The organism is Vibrio sp. FF266 (genome assembly GCF_041439695.1).
Taxonomy (GTDB): domain Bacteria; phylum Pseudomonadota; class Gammaproteobacteria; order Enterobacterales; family Vibrionaceae; genus Vibrio; species Vibrio tasmaniensis_A.
In genome coordinates, this window is sequence record NZ_JBGOOO010000049.1 from 1 (window position 1) to 17420 (window position 17420).

The 17420-nt window shown below is 43.7% G+C and carries 19 protein-coding genes; 11 read left to right on the plus strand and 8 right to left on the minus strand.

The window, feature by feature from the left end:
• Positions 1–310: 310 nt before the first annotated feature.
• Positions 311–757, minus strand: a complete 447-nt coding sequence (locus tag ACED59_RS21960; protein ID WP_009846444.1) for an META domain-containing protein — start codon at positions 755–757, stop codon at positions 311–313.
• A 191-nt stretch (positions 758–948) separates the two neighbouring features.
• Between ACED59_RS21960 and ACED59_RS21965 the strand changes: the two genes are divergently transcribed.
• Positions 949–1209, plus strand: coding sequence for a DUF1289 domain-containing protein (locus tag ACED59_RS21965; RefSeq protein ID WP_017098649.1), 261 nt, complete (start codon positions 949–951; stop codon positions 1207–1209).
• Between the two features lie 109 nt (positions 1210–1318).
• Positions 1319–1486: a hypothetical protein gene (locus ACED59_RS21970; RefSeq protein WP_017098648.1), complete on the plus strand. Its 168-nt coding sequence runs from the start codon at positions 1319–1321 to the stop codon at positions 1484–1486.
• A 74-nt stretch (positions 1487–1560) separates the two neighbouring features.
• Here ACED59_RS21970 and ACED59_RS21975 read toward each other — a convergent pair whose 3' ends face one another.
• From ACED59_RS21975 to ACED59_RS21985, 3 genes are all read right to left on the minus strand, one after another.
• A complete protein-coding gene (locus ACED59_RS21975) occupies positions 1561–1863 on the minus strand; it encodes a thiamine-binding protein (RefSeq protein ID WP_017065764.1) in 303 nt (100 codons plus the stop codon).
• A 143-nt stretch (positions 1864–2006) separates the two neighbouring features.
• Positions 2007–2228, minus strand: coding sequence for a hypothetical protein (locus ACED59_RS21980; protein ID WP_009846448.1), 222 nt, complete (start codon positions 2226–2228; stop codon positions 2007–2009).
• A 268-nt stretch (positions 2229–2496) separates the two neighbouring features.
• On the minus strand, positions 2497–3735 hold the full coding sequence (locus tag ACED59_RS21985) for a DEAD/DEAH box helicase (RefSeq protein ID WP_029224022.1): 1239 nt from the start codon (positions 3733–3735) through the stop codon (positions 2497–2499).
• A gap of 210 nt (positions 3736–3945) precedes the next feature.
• On the opposite strand from ACED59_RS21985, the gene ACED59_RS21990 reads away from it, so the two are divergent.
• Positions 3946–4572, plus strand: coding sequence for a LysE family translocator (locus tag ACED59_RS21990; RefSeq protein ID WP_012603677.1), 627 nt, complete (start codon positions 3946–3948; stop codon positions 4570–4572).
• Positions 4573–4822: 250 nt separating this feature from the next.
• Positions 4823–5179 carry a hypothetical protein gene (locus tag ACED59_RS21995; RefSeq protein ID WP_012603678.1) on the plus strand — a complete coding sequence of 119 codons (357 nt, stop codon included), beginning with the start codon at positions 4823–4825 and terminating at the stop codon, positions 5177–5179.
• A 138-nt stretch (positions 5180–5317) separates the two neighbouring features.
• On the opposite strand, the gene ACED59_RS22000 is transcribed toward ACED59_RS21995, so the two are convergent.
• Positions 5318–6442 carry a M14-type cytosolic carboxypeptidase gene (locus ACED59_RS22000; protein WP_029224021.1) on the minus strand — a complete coding sequence of 375 codons (1125 nt, stop codon included), beginning with the start codon at positions 6440–6442 and terminating at the stop codon, positions 5318–5320.
• A 135-nt stretch (positions 6443–6577) separates the two neighbouring features.
• A complete protein-coding gene (locus tag ACED59_RS22005; protein WP_029224020.1) occupies positions 6578–6853 on the minus strand; it encodes a nitrogenase-stabilizing/protective protein NifW in 276 nt (91 codons plus the stop codon).
• A 315-nt stretch (positions 6854–7168) separates the two neighbouring features.
• Here ACED59_RS22005 and ACED59_RS22010 point away from each other — a divergent pair, with 315 nt between their 5' ends.
• The 3 genes from ACED59_RS22010 to ACED59_RS22020 all read left to right on the plus strand — a co-directional run bounded on the left by ACED59_RS22010 (position 7169) and on the right by ACED59_RS22020 (position 11089).
• The gene (locus ACED59_RS22010; RefSeq protein WP_017098644.1) at positions 7169–8263 is read left to right on the plus strand and encodes a NapC/NirT family cytochrome c; all 1095 of its coding nucleotides are present in this window, start codon (positions 7169–7171) and stop codon (positions 8261–8263) included.
• A 20-nt stretch (positions 8264–8283) separates the two neighbouring features.
• A complete protein-coding gene (locus tag ACED59_RS22015; protein WP_029224019.1) occupies positions 8284–10731 on the plus strand; it encodes a molybdopterin guanine dinucleotide-containing S/N-oxide reductase in 2448 nt (815 codons plus the stop codon).
• Positions 10732–10876: 145 nt separating this feature from the next.
• Positions 10877–11089 carry a TIGR02450 family Trp-rich protein gene (locus ACED59_RS22020; RefSeq protein ID WP_009846453.1) on the plus strand — a complete coding sequence of 71 codons (213 nt, stop codon included), beginning with the start codon at positions 10877–10879 and terminating at the stop codon, positions 11087–11089.
• A gap of 38 nt (positions 11090–11127) precedes the next feature.
• Here ACED59_RS22020 and ACED59_RS22025 read toward each other — a convergent pair whose 3' ends face one another.
• On the minus strand, positions 11128–11865 hold the full coding sequence (locus ACED59_RS22025; protein ID WP_029224018.1) for an HAD-IIB family hydrolase: 738 nt from the start codon (positions 11863–11865) through the stop codon (positions 11128–11130).
• Positions 11866–12545: 680 nt separating this feature from the next.
• Here ACED59_RS22025 and proV point away from each other — a divergent pair.
• Genes proV through proX form a run of 3 tightly spaced genes read left to right on the plus strand, consistent with a single transcriptional unit; the run spans position 12546 to position 15831 of the window.
• Positions 12546–13733, plus strand: a complete 1188-nt coding sequence (proV, locus tag ACED59_RS22030; protein ID WP_017098641.1) for a glycine betaine/L-proline ABC transporter ATP-binding protein ProV — start codon at positions 12546–12548, stop codon at positions 13731–13733.
• A gap of 3 nt (positions 13734–13736) precedes the next feature.
• Positions 13737–14831: a glycine betaine/L-proline ABC transporter permease ProW gene (proW, locus tag ACED59_RS22035; protein WP_017098640.1), complete on the plus strand. Its 1095-nt coding sequence runs from the start codon at positions 13737–13739 to the stop codon at positions 14829–14831.
• Positions 14824–15831 (plus strand): glycine betaine/L-proline ABC transporter substrate-binding protein ProX, encoded by a 1008-nt coding sequence (proX, locus tag ACED59_RS22040; protein ID WP_017098639.1) that lies wholly within the window; start codon positions 14824–14826, stop codon positions 15829–15831. The genes proW and proX overlap by 8 nt, the downstream gene beginning before the upstream one ends.
• 191 nt (positions 15832–16022) lie before the next feature.
• On the opposite strand, the gene ACED59_RS22045 is transcribed toward proX, so the two are convergent.
• Positions 16023–16397 (minus strand): nuclear transport factor 2 family protein, encoded by a 375-nt coding sequence (locus tag ACED59_RS22045; protein ID WP_029223160.1) that lies wholly within the window; start codon positions 16395–16397, stop codon positions 16023–16025.
• A 142-nt stretch (positions 16398–16539) separates the two neighbouring features.
• On the opposite strand from ACED59_RS22045, the gene ACED59_RS22050 reads away from it, so the two are divergent.
• A complete protein-coding gene (locus tag ACED59_RS22050) occupies positions 16540–17406 on the plus strand; it encodes a LysR family transcriptional regulator (RefSeq protein ID WP_371704969.1) in 867 nt (288 codons plus the stop codon).
• Positions 17407–17420: the final 14 nt, after the last annotated feature.

Here is a 17420-nt window from a genome sequence, read left to right on the forward strand (position 1 = left end):
TAAATACCCAGCAACTCGCTGCAAAAATCAGCTCGAAAGATCAACACGCCCTATTATTCTATCTGTTTCTGAAATAATTTCTAATTCAACAGTAAATTCAATCAATTACTTAAGGGCTATTACCATCCTAGCAACAGACCGTTGAACTGATGAATTTATTGCACTCAAATGATAGATTTTTTAGGTTTATTGGAGGTTGGTACGAAAAGTAAGCGATGAGTGTCAGTTTTGAAGGAATCATGAGTGTAAAAAAGCAATAAAAAAGGAGCCACTAGGGCTCCTTCAATCAATATTTGGTTTCTTTGACTGATTAGTTTACCCAGTCACGAATTGTGTACGTTAGCGTGTGTACATCGTTTTTCAATACTAGCGTATCGTTTGTTAGTGTTACGTCGCTCCACTCGCTTAGAGTCGCGGAAACCGATTGTTCGATTTCCATTGCTGAGCCGTGACACATTTTCATGGTCATGCCCATTTGCTTAATGCGGAATTGACCGTCTTTTAGTTCGCCTTGACCGAAGAAGTTGTTACAACCAGCCATGCCGTTTGCCGTCATCTTTTCGCCGATCTCTAGACGAGGTGTCGCTTGGTGTTCGCTTTTCTCAATGTTCTTGCCATCAATTTGCGCAAGTTCCCAATTATGGTGCTGTAGATCGGTTGGTGTTACTTGCATCGCGTTATCACCTGTTGTTGTGCATGCTGCTAGCATCATAGGTAAAGCGGCTACTGCTAGTAATTTTTTTGAACTAAACTTCATATTATAAGGCTCCAAAGGAAAGAACGAAGTTACCGAATAAGTGTAACTTGATGGGTTCAAAGTATAGTTTACAAAACACTATATGTGTCAGTATAAGGTCATAGTTTAGTATGGATTTCATGAGCTAGGCGACAAATTAATCGCTTATTTTTGAGATAGTAAGCGTAATTTTGATTATGTAAGGAGGCGCGGTGGAGCAGTTAGAGTTTTTCCAAGTTCCAAGCCCTTGCGTCGGGGTTTGCTCAAGCGATGACAAAGGCTATTGCAATGGCTGTATGCGTAAAAGGGAGGAGCGCTTTAATTGGATGTCGATGACGCCGTCAGAACAGTTACACGTCATAAAGCTGTGTCGTCAGCGCTATAGAAGAAAAATAATGAAGCAAAAAAATTTGGTTGGTAAGTCGGTTGACGAAGAGGGAAGTACAAGTCCCCAAAGAGATCTTTTCGGCTAAAGAGGAAGTATTGAAATTTTATTTAACCTCGAGGTAACTATTACTTTACATAATGGTTGGGGTGTAATATTAAGGTAGGTACCTTTGTACCTGAAGGAGTGGTGTCGGTATGAATAAAAAGAACGGAAAATTCAAAAAAGAGCCAGTTAAAGCACTGGATCGAAAACCAATCGGGGCGAAAGATGACCCTGAAGAGACTCCGCGTGATTGGCATTCGATGTCAGAAGAAGAGCGAATGGAAATCCTTTCTCACCTTTCAGACATGCCTTTTCAATAACATCACTGGTTCTTCAGAGTCTTTCTTAAAGCCCTGTTTTCTTAAATAAACAGCTTTCTGAAATAAACATATTGCTAAACAAACATGTGATTCGCTTTCGTTACACCACGATGGTACGTGCAAAATGTATCATCGGCTTCGGTGGTTTTACTGTGAATTTTAATGTTTGTGATCACTTCTACAGCCCCTGCATCGTAGCAAGCTTGTTCTGCTTTTTTAACGATATCTAGCAGTTGGTTGAGTTCACCTTTCATCGTGGTTTCCATAGCTCCGACTTGGAAAGGCACATCGGCAGCTTTCACAACTTCAATTGCTTTATCAACCACTTCGAAGTTGTTGCCTTCTTTAACGCGAGGGATCACTTGGAAGGCAACCATCACTTCTTTTTCTCTTTTTAACTCAGACACTTTCTGCTTACTCTTGGATAGGGAATTGTTGCAGATAATAGGTTAATGCAGATATTAATTTTACAGCTAACGATGCTGTTCTATCGACTATATCAGTGACTAGAGATGTAGGCTTACTTGCTACCCCAATGGTCGCTAACCCAACCACCAATATGCTCATCAAAATGACTGCCACTGAATCTCTGGTTACGCTCCACCGAGGTATCACAGTCATCTTTGTTGTCTATTAGGTTTTGTATGTAGTTTGCCATCGGGTCATTAGAACGCTGACGATCTCGGCGAGTTGCCACTTCCTTAATCAGTTGTAATCGATATGTAGAGCTTGCACGTTTCATTTCAATGACCTCCCGGTTTTTAGACACTAATAGAAAAATCTAGTTGTCAGATATAGGGGCGTCAACGTGATTTCAGAGTATTTTTTTTGAGCAACCAAGAATCAATACCTTGGCATCATAATTCATAAAAGTGTCATTTAGGTTGGCATCTTTATGGAGGTTTGAGGGCGTAAGTTTGTATTTTGGTCCTGCTAATATGAGATCAACCATAAAAAAGCCCAGTGCAAACTGGGCTATTCGATTTTCTGTGGTTATTTTGAAGAACAGGTTATTTCGAAGAACTTGGTTTGCTCTTAAATTGCTTAACACTCTTCTTTTTTGCGGTTCTTCGGTTAGCCATTTTGTCTTTAGGCGGACGTTTGCGAGCTGCCGTTTCAGATGCAGGTTTGTCTGTAACAGGGAAGCCTTCCAACGCTTGTAGCATAAGAGGTTTATTGGTCAGAGTACGAATTGCATTCAGGTAGTCAGTTTCGCTGTGGCTAACCAGAGAGATCGCGCTGCCAGTACTTCCTGCTCTTGCTGTGCGACCAACTCGGTGGACGTAAGTCGCCGAATGCGATGGCAAATCAAAGTTAATTACGACAGGTAGTTGATCAATATGGATGCCTCTAGCCATAACGTCGGTGGCGATAAGCACACGAGTCTTGCCATTTTTGAAACTCTCTAATGCTTGCTCTCGCTCTTCTTGGCTCTTATTTCCGTGTAGCGCATTCACACTGATTTTGGCTTTATTCAATCGCTTGGTTAATGCATCTGCATTGTCTTTTGCGCCAATAAATACCAAGACCTGCGACCATGCGTGCTGATTGACTAGGGCGATCAGCGCTTGAGCTTTACTGCCTTTGTTCACTAAGTACAGAGTTTCTTCAATAGCCGCGACCACGCTGTTTTCTTGATGCGTCGTAACTTTTACTGGATTAACAAGAAGCGCCTCAGTCTGACTGATCAGCTCTTTTGGCAGCGTAGCCGAAAACAGCAGTGTTTGATGCTTTTTAGGAAGAGCAGAAATAATGGTTTGAACATCTGGCCAAAATCCCATGTCGAGTAAACGGTCTGCCTCATCAAGAACTAAAGACTTGCATTGGGTTAGCTCGAGCTTGTTCTCTTGAATAACGGCATGTAGGCGGCCAGGAGTTGCGATCACGAGTTGTGGCTTTTCTAACAATTGCTGTTGCTGGATCTCGATATCAACTCCACCAGTCAGTGTCACCGTTTTGATATCAAGTGTGGTTGCGATGGGTTCTAGTGCTTTGGCTACTTGAGAGGCAAGTTCACGGGTTGGAACAATGATTATCGCTTGTAGTTCATTTACATCATGCTTGATGCTGTTCAGCAAAGGTAAGCCAAATGCCAACGTTTTTCCGCTACCCGTTTGAGCCAACGCCAGCACGTCTTTCTCCGCAATAATTGTAGGAATTACCGCTTGCTGTATCTCTGTCGGCTTATTGAATTGAGATGGGATCGCGGAGACGGTTTTTGGGTTGAGGGCTAGGCTATCAAATGACATAAATGAACCAAGTATCAAAAGGGAGGTGGAGTCTAACAGGGCTGCAAATGTTAGAAAATCAGTTTTGTAACGTTACACGATAAACGCTCTCATTTTATGCGTGAATTATGTATGTTAGCCATACGCGATAATTAAACGTTCATCATATTGTAATGGCATTGAATGGACGTACAATGTCCGCCCTAAAAATGTTCATGAAATGAGTTCGAAATGAGTTGGGACAGTATATCGCTGTTTATTGTTATCGTGTTTTTTATTGCCATTATTCCAGGCCCTAATGCTTTGCTGGTATTAAGCACAGCCTTAACTCAAAGGAAGCTGTTCGCATTTGTGAACGTGTTGGGCGTGTCATGTGGTTTCTTTTTTCACGCCTTTATCTCGGCCAACGGCATAAGTTTGTTATTGTCGAACACCCCAATGGCCTTTGAAGGGCTTAAGTGGGCTGGGGTTTTGTATCTTGTCTGGCTTGGGTATAACCATTTTCGCGCGGCCCTGCGTGCTCAAGAGGGTGTACTTTATGCGGTAAGTGCATCGGGAAGTAAGCTATACAATCAATTTTTCAAAGGGCTCCTCACTAATCTACTGAATCCTAAAATCGTCCTGTTTTATCTTTCTATATTCCCTCAATTTGTTTCAAAAGATGCGATTGTGACAGACAGTTTGATGCTTGGTGGGATTCAGGCGACAGTAGTGTCGATGTGGTTCTTGATTGTGATCTTAATGGCGGATACGTTCAAGCGCTTGTTGGTTCAAAAGCGAACCTCACAAATGATGAACATTGTTTGTGGTGTTCTATTTGTGGGCTTTAGTATTCAACTAGCATTGTTTCAGCTCTGAGGTAGTGTTGCTAAGAATGGGGCATATACCATATTCTATTCAGTTCTCATTTTTTACTGAATCCTCAGGAATTTTAGAGTCTCTTCATAAATGGCTAAAGCATTGCTATGTAAAGTCGATATAATGGACAGTCATCAATTGGATGAATGTGTATGTTTCGAGCTTAGATTTGAAACAGAAAACAACAGATAGTTAGCTTGTTCATTTTTACCAAGAAACAGAAACATGAAACAAAGATAGGGAGTCATCGATGAGTGAAGAGTCATTCACCCAGAAACGTGAGTATTACCGCCTGAAGTACCCTAAAAAGGCGCGCCCAGTGATACGAATCAAAGATGAACTTTTTCATGTCAGTGAAGTTTCTGAAAAAGGCGTGCGCTTGATGATGAGTAACATCATCCCGGTCTATCGAGGCTTCTCAATGGCAGGCACTTTATGGTTGCATGGTAATAACAGCATTGATATTCGTGGTTCTGTATTGAGGCAAGAAGGCGATGAAGTGATCGTTCTGTTATCACAAGGCCCGAGTTTCAAAGATATGGTGGCTGAACAACGACACATTAGGCAAAGGTACCCGGTTTTCTTCGCGAACCTCAGAGTGGCATAAGCAAAGCTTCTATACGCCTAAAACCCAAGTAACTCATCGTTATCTGATATAAAAAGCCCAGCACTTTGACAAGTGCTGGGCTTTGTCATCTATATGAACAAACTACTTCTAAAGACAAACTAACGAGTTTGTTTCGTCTTATAGCTCGTCTACTGTTGCCCAAACCGCTGCTAGCATGTCGTGACCAAATGCAACACTGCGCTCTGGAGACCAACCGTACAGTTCGTCAGCGTGGCTGATGTGATCTTTAAATGGCATCTCGACAGTGTATGCCAAACACTTGAACTGTTCGCCGATCCAGTTTGTACCGACGGTCATATTTGCTTTGCCCGGTTCGTCTTTATCGTAGCCAAATTCATCTTGGAACTCTGGCGTGATAGTCAGAAGAGCTTGCTTGAAGTGATTCTCTAGTTTTGCAATGCGCTCATTGTATGAAGGCGTACCTTCACTACCAGCAACAAAGTTATATGGAATCGCTTCGTCACCGTGGATGTCTAGACAAAGGTCAACGCCAGTTTCTAGCATGCGCTCGCGAACAAGGAAAACCTCAGGGCTGCGTTCCATAGAAGGTGACTGCCATTCACGGTTTAGGTTAACGCCAATACCATTGGTGCGCAGGTGGCCACGGATGCTGCCGTCTGGATTCATGTTAGGCACAACACGGAATACAACGCTGTCTAGCAGTGAGCGGCCTACTGTGTCTGTCTCATCGAGTAGACGTTGAAGCAAGCCTTCGATTAGCCATTCAGCCATGGTCTCACCCGGATGTTGGCGACCAATGACCCAGATGTTTTTCTTCTCTTCACTTGGCTCACCGATGGTTAGCAAAGTGATGTCATTGTTGTCTAATGTGTGACCCAGAGTTTCTAGCTTACAAGCAGGGTGCGTTTGAGCACTGTGCAAGAGATCTTGATGACGATCGTATGAATACGGTGCGAAGTACGCGAAGTACATTGAATCGTGTTCAGGAATGATATCAAAGCTTAAAGTGTCGCCATCGAATTGAGATGGAATACGGAACCACTCTTCACGGTCATACGATGCAACCACATCATAATCTTTCCAGCCTTCAGGGTAGGCAGATGTTGCCAATTGGCCGATTTCAAAGTGGTGAGCTTGTTGAGCTTCACTTTCTAAGCGGAAGTGAAACCACTGAGAGATTTCAGTTTGGTAGTCTGCTGGGATAGTCAGTTGAATGTTTTGTGGTGAATCTGCTGAAACGACGTGAATGTTGCCGCTTTCGAAATTGCTGAAAATTTTCATTGTAGTTTTTATCTCGTAGTTGAGTTGCCGTAAGACTAGCACACTTTTTTTCGAGCAAACCACTAACTAAATCGTAATGAGATGTTATTTCAACTATCTACTTTTTAGTTCTCTATTTTGAATAGTACTTCCGATCTATCGACGCTGGCAAGTTGTACACCCACGACAGGCAGAACGCGTGTGGCGATCTAACTTGCTGCGTTGAACCTTACAATAAGCGTTTTTCAGCGCTCTTCTTCCTGAGAACCAATCATCGGGTTTTGACAGGATCAGATAACCATTAAAGCGTTTCACAAGCTCGACTCTATTTTGGTCGATGAACTTGCTATCAAACCCAATTTCGAAGTAATCAAGCGCTTGTTCAATCGAGGTGAAACTCGCCATTTTTTGTTGGAATTCTGTTTGGTTCATACCTAATTCAATGCCGTAAGTTTGCAAATATTATAGGCGTGTTCATTACTCCTTATCTTGATTTTAGTGCGATTTAAGTAGAAAGGCGTGTAGTTATTCTTAGTTAAATTTTATAAATGAGATTGTCTTTATTTGTTTTATGAATATTAAATCAATTGACTGCGCAGTCATGGTTATAAGTGAGTTGTATGAAGTCTCATTGCTCACTTTCTTTATTATCAATAAAGACAATTTATGACGTGAATCAATAGTGACTAACCCTAAAGTATTATTCTAATCGCAATTGTTACTAATTGTTGAAGATGATTTCTAAATATGTCTATTAAAAAACGATATATCGCTCTTATTGCTGCTGTCGGTATAGGTATTGGCTGGTTAACGCTGGGCGGTACTGCTGCCGTTATGCACTACACATCGAGTACTGAGTTCTGTACTTCTTGCCACACAATGCAAATTCCTTATGAAGAATATGAAGGTTCAATCCACTTCAGCAATGCAAAAGGCATTCGAGCTGAGTGTTCTGACTGTCATATTCCTTCCGACCCAATTGACTACGTAATCACCAAGATTCGTGCGTCTAAAGACATTTATCACGAGTTTGTGACTGGCAAAATTGATACCGAAGACAAATACGAAGAGCACCGTATGGCGATGGCCGAAACCGTTTGGGCTCAACTACGTGAAAGTGATTCTGCTACTTGTCGTTCTTGCCATACTTTCGACGCGATGGATAGCTACGAGCAATCTGAAGATGCGGCGAAAATGCATGAATACGGGCAAGAGAATAATCAGACTTGTATCGACTGCCACAAAGGTGTTGCTCACTTTGCTCCTGAGCCAGAAATGGACAGCGAAGCTTTCGACAACTTGATGGCATTCACTGAGAAAACAGACCCGAATGCGAAAGTCGTTTACTCAGCAGAAACCATCAGTATTGGTGACCTTGGCACTATCAATCCAACGGCACGCCTAGATGTGAAAAGTGTTGAAGGTACTGAGCGCAAAATCGAGTTGCATGCTTACCAAATGAAGGGTGCAGAACAGGTGCTTTACTACGGCGAAGGTCAACGCTCAATCGTTGCGATGCTGACAGACCAAGGGCAACAGAGCCTTGAAGTTGGTGATTTTAAAACGGATGCGTACGGCAATGAATGGCGAACGGCGGTGCTAACCGCGAACGTTGATGCGCCTGTACTGGATTCACTCGAGCCAATCTGGGATTACGCTGAAGAACTCGACAACGTTTACTGCTCAACGTGTCATGCAAAAATTGGCGCGAACCACTTCACCGTTAATGCTTGGGGCCCCGTTGCGAAGGGCATGGGCGAAAGAACTGACATTTCAGACCAAGATTTAGAACTTCTTACTAAATACTTCCAGAACCACGCAAAAGATGTGGTTGGCCACTAAGAAACAAAAGGGAAATAATTATGACAGATATTACTCGTCGCGGATTCCTCAAAGGAACAAGCATGGCTGCTGGTGCGCTGGCATTCACATCATTGACGCCAATGGCAGCATCGGCTGCGAATAAGCGTGGTAAAGGTATATTAACAGCAGGTCGTATGGGGCCGATGTTATGTGAAGTGAAAGATGGCAAGCTAGTTTCAACGACGAATGCTCTCGCACAAACAGTGCCAAATAGTTTACAAACGACAGGTCCTGATCAGGTTCATACCAAAGCTCGTATTAAATACCCAATGGTACGTAAAGGATTCTTAGATAACCCATCCGATCCAACAGGAACTCGTGGCTCAGATGAATACGTTCGAGTGTCTTGGGATGAAGCTTATAAGCTGATCCACGAACAACACATGCGTATCCGTAAAGAGAGTGGCCCTGAATCTGTATTCGCGGGTTCTTACGGTTGGCGTTCAAGTGGTGTATTGCACAAAGCACAAACGCTACTACAACGTTACATGAGCTTGGCTGGTGGTTACTCAGGTCACTTAGGTGACTACTCAACCGGTGCTGCTCAAGTGATCATGCCGCACGTAATGGGATCTATCGAAGTTTATGAACAGCAAACCACTCACCCTGTGGTGCTAGAGAGCTCAGACGTTGTTGTGTTGTGGGGTATGAACCCAATGAACACGCTTAAGATTGCATGGAGTTCAACCGACTGTTCAGGCCTAGAGTTCTTCCACAAACTTAAGAAGTCAGGCAAGACAATCATCGCTATCGACCCAATGCGCTCTGAAACTATCGACTTCTTTGGTGACACAGTTCAGTGGATTGCGCCGCGCCCAATGACCGATGTCGCAATGATGATGGGTATCGCACACTCTTTAGTTAAGAAGGGTAAGCATGACGTAGAGTTCCTGAATAAGTACACCAGTGGTTACGATAAGTTTGAAGCGTACCTAATGGGTAAAGAAGACGGTGTTGAAAAGACGCCTGCATGGGCTGAAGAGATCACAGGCGTTCCTGCGAAACAACTTGAGCTTCTAGCAGACATCTTTAGCCAGAACCGCACTATGCTTATGGCGGGTTGGGGCATTCAGCGTCAACAATACGGTGAGCAACGCCACTGGATGATTGCGACGTTAGCTGCAATGCTTGGTCAGATTGGTCTTCCTGGCGGTGGTTTTGGTCTGTCTTACCACTATTCTAATGGTGGTAACCCAACACGCGATGCTGGTGTATTACCTGCGATTTCAGCTTCGATCGGTGGTGGTTCTTCAGCAGGTAACGACTGGGCAGTTTCAGGTGCGGTGAACAGCTTCCCTGTTGCTCGTATTACAGAAGCACTGGAAAACCCAGGCAAATCATATATGCACAATGGTCATGAACTGACGTTCCCTGACCTGAAAATGATTTGGTGGGCGGGCGGTGGTAACTTTACTCATCACCAAGATACCAACCGTTTGATCAAAGCGTGGCAAAAACCTGAACTTGTGGTTATCTCTGAGATCTACTGGACTGCAGCGGCTAAGCATGCGGATATTGTATTGCCAATCACTACGTCATTTGAACGTAATGATATGACGATGACAGGTGACTACAGTAACCAACATTTAGTACCAATGAAGAAGGTAGTTGAACCTCAAGGTGAAGCGCGTAACGACTTTGATGTATTTGCAGATATGTCTGAGATGATCAAAGCCGGTGGTCGCGATGTCTTTACTGAAGGTAAAGACGAAATGGCTTGGTTGAAAGGCTTCTACGATGCAGCGCAAAAAGCGGGTAAATCTGCACGTGTACGTATGCCTAAGTTTGGTAAGTTCTGGGATGATAACCAGCTTATTGAAATGAAATACAACAAGAAAGCTGCACAGTTCGTTCGCCATGCTGATTTCCGTAAAGACCCTGTGATGAATCCGCTAGGTACACCAAGTGGTAAGATCGAGATCTTCTCTAAAACAATCGAAGGCTACAATCTTGCGGATTGTCCAGCGCATCCAACGTGGATTGAGCCTACAGAGTTCTTTGGTAAAGCGAAGAGTGATGAACTTCAGTTGATGACAGCGCATGCGGCCCACCGTTTACACAGTCAATTTAACTATGCAAAATTGCGTGAAGAGTACGCTATTGGTAACCGTGAACCTATCTCCATTAACGTAGAAGACGCGAAAGTACGTGGCATCAAAACCGGAGATTTGGTTCGTGCATATAACGATCGTGGACAAGTACTGGTTGGTGCATTAGTGACTGATGGTATCAAACAGGGTGCTGTATGTATCCATGAAGGCGGTTGGCCAGATTTAGATAAAGAGACAGGTTTATGTAAAAATGGTGGCTGTAACGTGCTCACGTTGGATATTCCAACTTCTCGTTTGGCAAATGGTTGTGCTGCGAATTCTGCGCTTGTGAAAATTGAAAAATACACAGGCCCAGCATTAGAACTGACGGCATTTGATCCACCTAAAAATGGTTAATCTCTAACGAGAAACAATCACCAGAATAGAGCCAGCTTTAATCGCTGGCTTTTTTTATGATCTTTTTTGCGTCATAGAGACTATTACCCAGTGTCGAGTAGACAACTCATATTAATCAACGACATCACAGCGAGAGATAAGATCAATGAATCGAATCAATCCAAAGAAACTACTTCGCAGTAAATGGACGGCCGTTAGCCCAGTAAAGAAAGAAAAGCACTTTATGATCACGGAGGTCGAATTCGAAGAAGGGGAGGTCATTCGTTGCTTAATAGAAGCGGTGATGACGAAACGAGAAGAAGACATTAACTGGCGCGATCTAACCGATAAGGATCATTGGCTTCCTGGTTGGAAATAAGTGTATCAAGTCGAGGCGATCTGCTTGATACACTGGTATTAATTACCCGACGCAGCAAGCCCTTGCCAGTATTTAAGGCCTTCTAACACACCCTCTGCATGTGTTGCTCTGCTGGTGTATACGTTATCTCGATCGGACAGGTGAGCGATCTCAGGGTAATGATTCGCGACCAATATTGAATTTACGCCATCTATGGTTAGCATCGAGGTGTCGTTCGCTGAGTCGCCAGCCACGCATACCTCTTCAATGCTTAACTGATGTTGTTTAAGTAGATGATGAATCGCTGTGGCCTTGTTGACACCCTTAGGCGTGATATCTAAGTACCAATCGTGGGAGTAAGTAAGGTGTACATCCAATCCGTGTGACTCCAAGCTTGACTCAATTAGCTCGTGCTGAGAGTCAGACAGTTTTCCTTCGAAAGTGATCTTGTATTCCCCTTGATGGATCTCTAAGCGCTCTCCCATGAAATCGAGCGATGCAAGTGCAGACTCAACCTTTGACTTGTTCCAAGACGCTTCTAATTGATTGTGCCAGGTGTGATCCGGCGTTTGGGAGTGCTCGTGATGAATTCTCGTGCCTACGTCGCTGATAATCGTGTGTGGTTTCGGGTAGTTGTCAGAAGCTAAACCCACACGAATTGAGGGCAGTGTTCTACCTGTCGCGATGATAAAGCGAATATCCGGTTGCTTTGTTAAGTAGTTAAACAACTGATCAACCCCATGAGACGAGCCGCCATCAAGCGTTCCATCAAAGTCACACACCAGCATTTTTATCATTCTAATACCTGTCCTTTTATCCGTCCGAAAGAGTGCCCAACCTTTAGGTAAAGAATGGAACAGCAATGTGTACTCTACAAGTTGTCTTTCGGCCTGGGTAATCGACTTTTGACAGTTTGCAGCAAGTATCACAGTTGGTGTTATGTCTTCCATATCGGAGATTAAGGTATCAATCTGATCTGTGCCTAATTGGACGGACTCTATCCAGATTGCCCTTCATATGTGTGTAAAAGTCATTGGGAGTGCGCGCCTCGTAATGGTGTTAATTTACCAGTCTTGGTGGCGTTTAAACTCTCTTAATTGGTTTGTATTCGAATTATTTGTACACGAACTATTTGTGCATATTCTTGGTCTATTTAGCCTATTAATTGTTCTGATGTGAAATAAATATTCAATAATCTATCTGTAAGTAATACATAATGCCGCAGGTGTTGAGTGTGATTTAAATTTCTTTATTATCAATATTTTGCTTTGTATGGGCTTGATATTTGACCTTTGTTTGGGCTGGGGTTTTAACGGTTTTTCATCGGATTTACAGAACGATGCCCCTTGATTTGCATGGGTTAATTGCTTAGAGTGCTAATCGTTTTTCGGGTTTAAATAACCGTTTTTAAGTTTAAATAATCGGTTTTGAGTTTAAATAACTATTAGTTTAGATAACTAAGAAAGGATTAAATTACATGGATCCCATACTGGAAGTTAAGGGACTGTACAAGGTGTTTGGTGAAGACACCGACCGTGCTTTTACAATGATTAATGAAGGCGCGAACAAAGATAAAGTTTTCGAAGAAACAGGGTTAACGATCGGCGTTAACGATGTTTCTCTTAGCATTCAAGAAGGCGAGATTTTCGTCATAATGGGACTGTCAGGATCTGGCAAATCAACCCTAGTACGCCTTCTTAACCGCTTGATTGAACCTACCAAAGGTAATGTGCTTCTTCGAGGCAAAGACATTGCCCACACCTCAGAAGATGAGCTCCGCGAAGTCCGTCGCAACAACATCTCCATGGTTTTCCAAAACTTCGCATTGATGCCTCACATGACAGTGATTGAAAACGCCGCGTTTGGTCTTGAACTAGCGGGTGTTGAAGTCGATAAGAGAAAACAGTCCGCATTTGAAGCGTTGGAACGAGTCGGTCTCGGGCCGTATTCAGAATCTTACCCTGATGAATTGTCTGGCGGTATGAAGCAGCGTGTTGGTTTGGCTCGTGCCCTAGCATGTGACCCTGATATTCTGTTAATGGACGAAGCATTTTCTGCACTCGATCCTTTGATTCGTACTGAAATGCAAGATGAACTGATTCGTCTTCAAAATGATGACAAACGAACCATTGTTTTCATCTCCCATGATTTGGATGAAGCGATGCGAATCGGTGACCGTATTGCCATTATGCAAAACGGTGAGGTGGTTCAAGTGGGTACCCCAGACGAAATTCTTAACAACCCAGCGAACGATTATGTCGAAGCTTTCTTCCGCGGTGTGAATGTAGCAAGTGTTCTTACGGTGAAAGACATTGCACGTAAGAAGCCAGCTGCGGTATTTAAAAAATCAGAACATGACGGCCCAGCGTCGGCTCTACAAATATTGATGGATAACGACCGTGAATACGGCATTGTTGTTGAGAAAAGCAGTCGTTACTCCGGTATCGTCTCTATTGATTCCCTTCGTAAAGCACACAAAGAGAACAAATCACTGACCAGTGCGCAGCTCGATGATGGCCTAACGCTGAACCCTGATTTACCAATCAATGATGTGCTTGGCCTTGTTGGCGGTGTGCCTTACTCCGTTCCTGTTGTGGATGAGCAAGGTAATTACTTTGGCGTGGTAACTAAGTCACGACTGTTACAAACATTGGATAAGGGGTAGATCATGTCGTCTGAACAAACAAATAATGACCCATGGTCTCAATCAGCTCCAGCAGCTCAACCTGCAAGTGATCCTTGGGGTCAAGCAGCGGATACCTCCCCATCAGCAGATTGGTTAAGCAGCGAAACAGTCGAAACGACACCTTTTGACCCACTTAACCCTTTTGCAGAAGCAGTGTTGCCCGTCGACACTTGGGTAGAGTCTGGACTGAATTGGTTAGTTGAGCACGGACGTCCATTGTTTCAAGCAATCCGTGTGCCTATCGATTTCATTCTAAGTTCATTTGAAACGGCGTTGGTGTCGACACCTGCACCATTCATGTTGATCATTTTGTTTCTCGTTGCATGGCAGTTTTCAAACCTGAAGCTTGGTTTGGCTACAGCCGTTTCTTTGACTTTTATTGGCTTGATTGGCGCTTGGTCTGAAGCGATGACCACGCTTTCACTGGTCATGACATCGGTATTCTTCTGTCTGCTGATCGGCTTACCCATGGGGATATGGCTCGCTCGCAGCAATACCGCGGCTAAATTCGTACGCCCAATTCTTGATGCCATGCAAACGACGCCAGCCTTCGTTTATCTTGTACCCATCGTAATGTTGTTTGGTATCGGTAACGTTCCGGGTGTGGTGGTGACGATCATATTCGCACTTCCTCCTGTTGTACGTTTGACTATCTTGGGTATTCAGCAAGTACCGGAAGAGTTGATCGAAGCGGGTCACTCATTCGGTGCCAGCAAAAAGCAGATGCTTTACCGAATTCAACTACCACTTGCACTGCCAACCATCATGGCGGGCGTGAACCAAACACTGATGCTGTCGCTATCGATGGTGGTTATCGCATCAATGATCGCGGTAGGTGGATTAGGTCAAATGGTACTGAGAGGTATTGGCCGACTGGATATGGGATTGGCCGCTGTTGGTGGACTAGGCATTGTTATTCTTGCAATCCTACTTGACCGCATTACCCAAGTTCTTGGGGTAAATGCAGGTAATACAAAATTACGCTGGTATCACATGGGGCCTGTTTCCCTTGTGCTAAAAGCTTTAAATCGCGGTAAACAATCAGAACTACAACTAAGGAAAAACACCAATGAATAATTCATGGAAGAGTAAGCTAGCCGTTGGCATCGTTTCGACACTGGCTGTATCAACGAACGTGTGGGCTGCAAGCTTACCGGGTGAAGGTGTATCAGTTCAGCCTGTTCAATCTTCAGTTGCTGAAGAAACGTTCCAAACACTGATTGTTAACCGTGCTTTAGAAGAGCTTGGTTACGACGTGAAATCAACACAAGAAGTGGACTACAACGTAGCTTACACCTCAATTGCAAAAGGTGATGCAACGTTCCTAACCGTAGGTTGGTTCCCACTACACGCTGATAAATACAAAATGGCGGGTGGCGATGACAAATTCTACCGTGAAGGCCAATATGTAAGTGGTGCCGCTCAAGGTTACCTTATTGATAAGAAAACCGCTGAAAAGTACAACATCACTAACATAGGTCAATTGACTGATCCAAAAATCGCTAAGCTGTTTGATGCTGATGGCGATGGCAAAGCAGACCTGACGGGCTGTAACCCTGGTTGGGGTTGTGAGATGGTCATCGAACACCAAATCTCTGCATTCAAATTGGACGATACCGTTACTCACAACCAAGGTAACTATGCAGCGATCATCGCAGATACGATTTCACGTTACCAAAAGGGCGAGTCAGTTCTTTACTACACGTGGACACCTTATTGGGTAAGTGGTGTATTGGTTCCTAACGAAGACGTAGTTTGGTTAGAAGTTCCATTCTCTTCACTTCCGGGTGATCGTGCGAATGTTGATACTACTTTGTCTAACGGTAAGAACTACGGCTTCGAAATGAACTCGATGCGTATTATTGCGAACAAAGAGTTTGCTAAGAACAACCCATCTGCGGCGAAGCTTTTTGAAATCATCAAACTTAACATCAATGATGTAAGTGCTCAGAACATGATGATGAGTAAAGGTAAGAACAGCTCGGCTGATATCGAAGCGCACGTAAACGGTTGGATCAAAGCGAACCGAAATACGTTTGATGCTTGGATTACAGAAGCGAAGAAAGCGGCACTATAACGGTTGTTTTTCGTAAGCAGTCGATAACCGGCTGGAATAAAAAGAGAAGGCCGGTAGTCTGATTCAGACTACCGGCCTTTGTTTTTCTAGCGACATAACTATTTTCTAGCGACATAACTATTTTTTAGCGACATAACTATTGTTATCGCATTATTTTTTAAAGCGGCTTGTTCTTTTAAAAGCGAGCAGCTCTAGCGTTCGCCTTGAACCTCAAAGTCATCGCTGATTAAACGAGCGCAACCATCGGCTTCTAGTGCCCAGTGCTCACGATGCACAACACCAAACGCTTTGTTCATTGTCCAACTAGCCGTCAAAATGTAGCCGCCCTCTGGGTGCTCTTCCCACGTAACGTCTGTGTAATCAACGTCTTTGAAGCCTTGGTCGATGATGTTTTGCCAAAATGCTTGAATCGCTTCACGACCTTCAAAAGTACCAAATGGACGCGCTTCCATTACACAGCTTTCAGCATATTGATCTGCACAACCTTTCGCATCTTGGCTGTTGAATGCTTTCTGCCACGCGTTAATGCCTTGCTTACATGCTTCTAAAATTTGGTTGTCTAACATTGTCTTTCTCCATAACAGTCTTCTTTCAAACACTGTGTCTTTGATTTGGGTGTCTCGATAAGTTGGATTCAGTTTAGCCTTGGAAATTAAGTTGAAAAACAGAGATAATAGAAAATACTGTATGTAAAAAGAGAACAATAAGATGAGTAAGCTAAAGCAGATGTCGATTTTCGCTCACATCGTAGAGCAGGGCTCAGTATCAGCTGCGGCTGAAAAGCTTGAGTTGTCTAAGTCCGTCGTCAGTCAGCACCTCAAAATTCTGGAACAAGAGTTAGGGGCTTCACTTCTCAAACGCACAACACGGAGGCAATCTCTGACCAGTATGGGTGAGCGTTTTTATTTAAGCTGCAAAGACATCAACGTGATTGCTGACTCGGCTTGGGATATGGCCAAAGCTGAGCTAGAAGAGCCACAAGGTCGGATTCGTATTACTGCACCGAATGCTCTTATGGACTTGCTCGTCGCCCCTGTTGTCGCAGATCTAATGAAGCAATATCCCAAGCTAAAACCCGAGCTGATAAGCGATGATCAGCACTTAGATTTCATGGAACACGATATTGATCTCGCAGTACGAGTAGGAACTTCTCGTGACAGTAACCTAAAGCAGAAACGCTTGGGCGAGTTTAAAGACGTGTTGTGTGGCGTTGAAAGCATGCGTTCTCGTGAGCTTGAATCTATTCCTTACATTGCTAACTCATGGCAAGGTAAGCAAGTTTCTCATCACTTTACTTCTCAAACAGATCAAAACTTTATTTACCAACAACAAGCAAGTTGCACTACGAACTCCTTTCATAGTTGTCTCGCGTTGATCAAATCTGGCGTTGGCATTGGTGTGATCCCAGACTTCTATCTTCGTCAACTATCAAATGAAGTGGTCGATCTCTTACCAAGTTTTCAACTACCCACAAACACGGTTTATGCGTTGAATCCATTCGCCTCAAACACACCGATTGCCATCAAACTGTGCGTCAAAGCGTTGGAAGAGAAGCTCAAACAGAACTTTGTTTAAAACCAATTCGATAA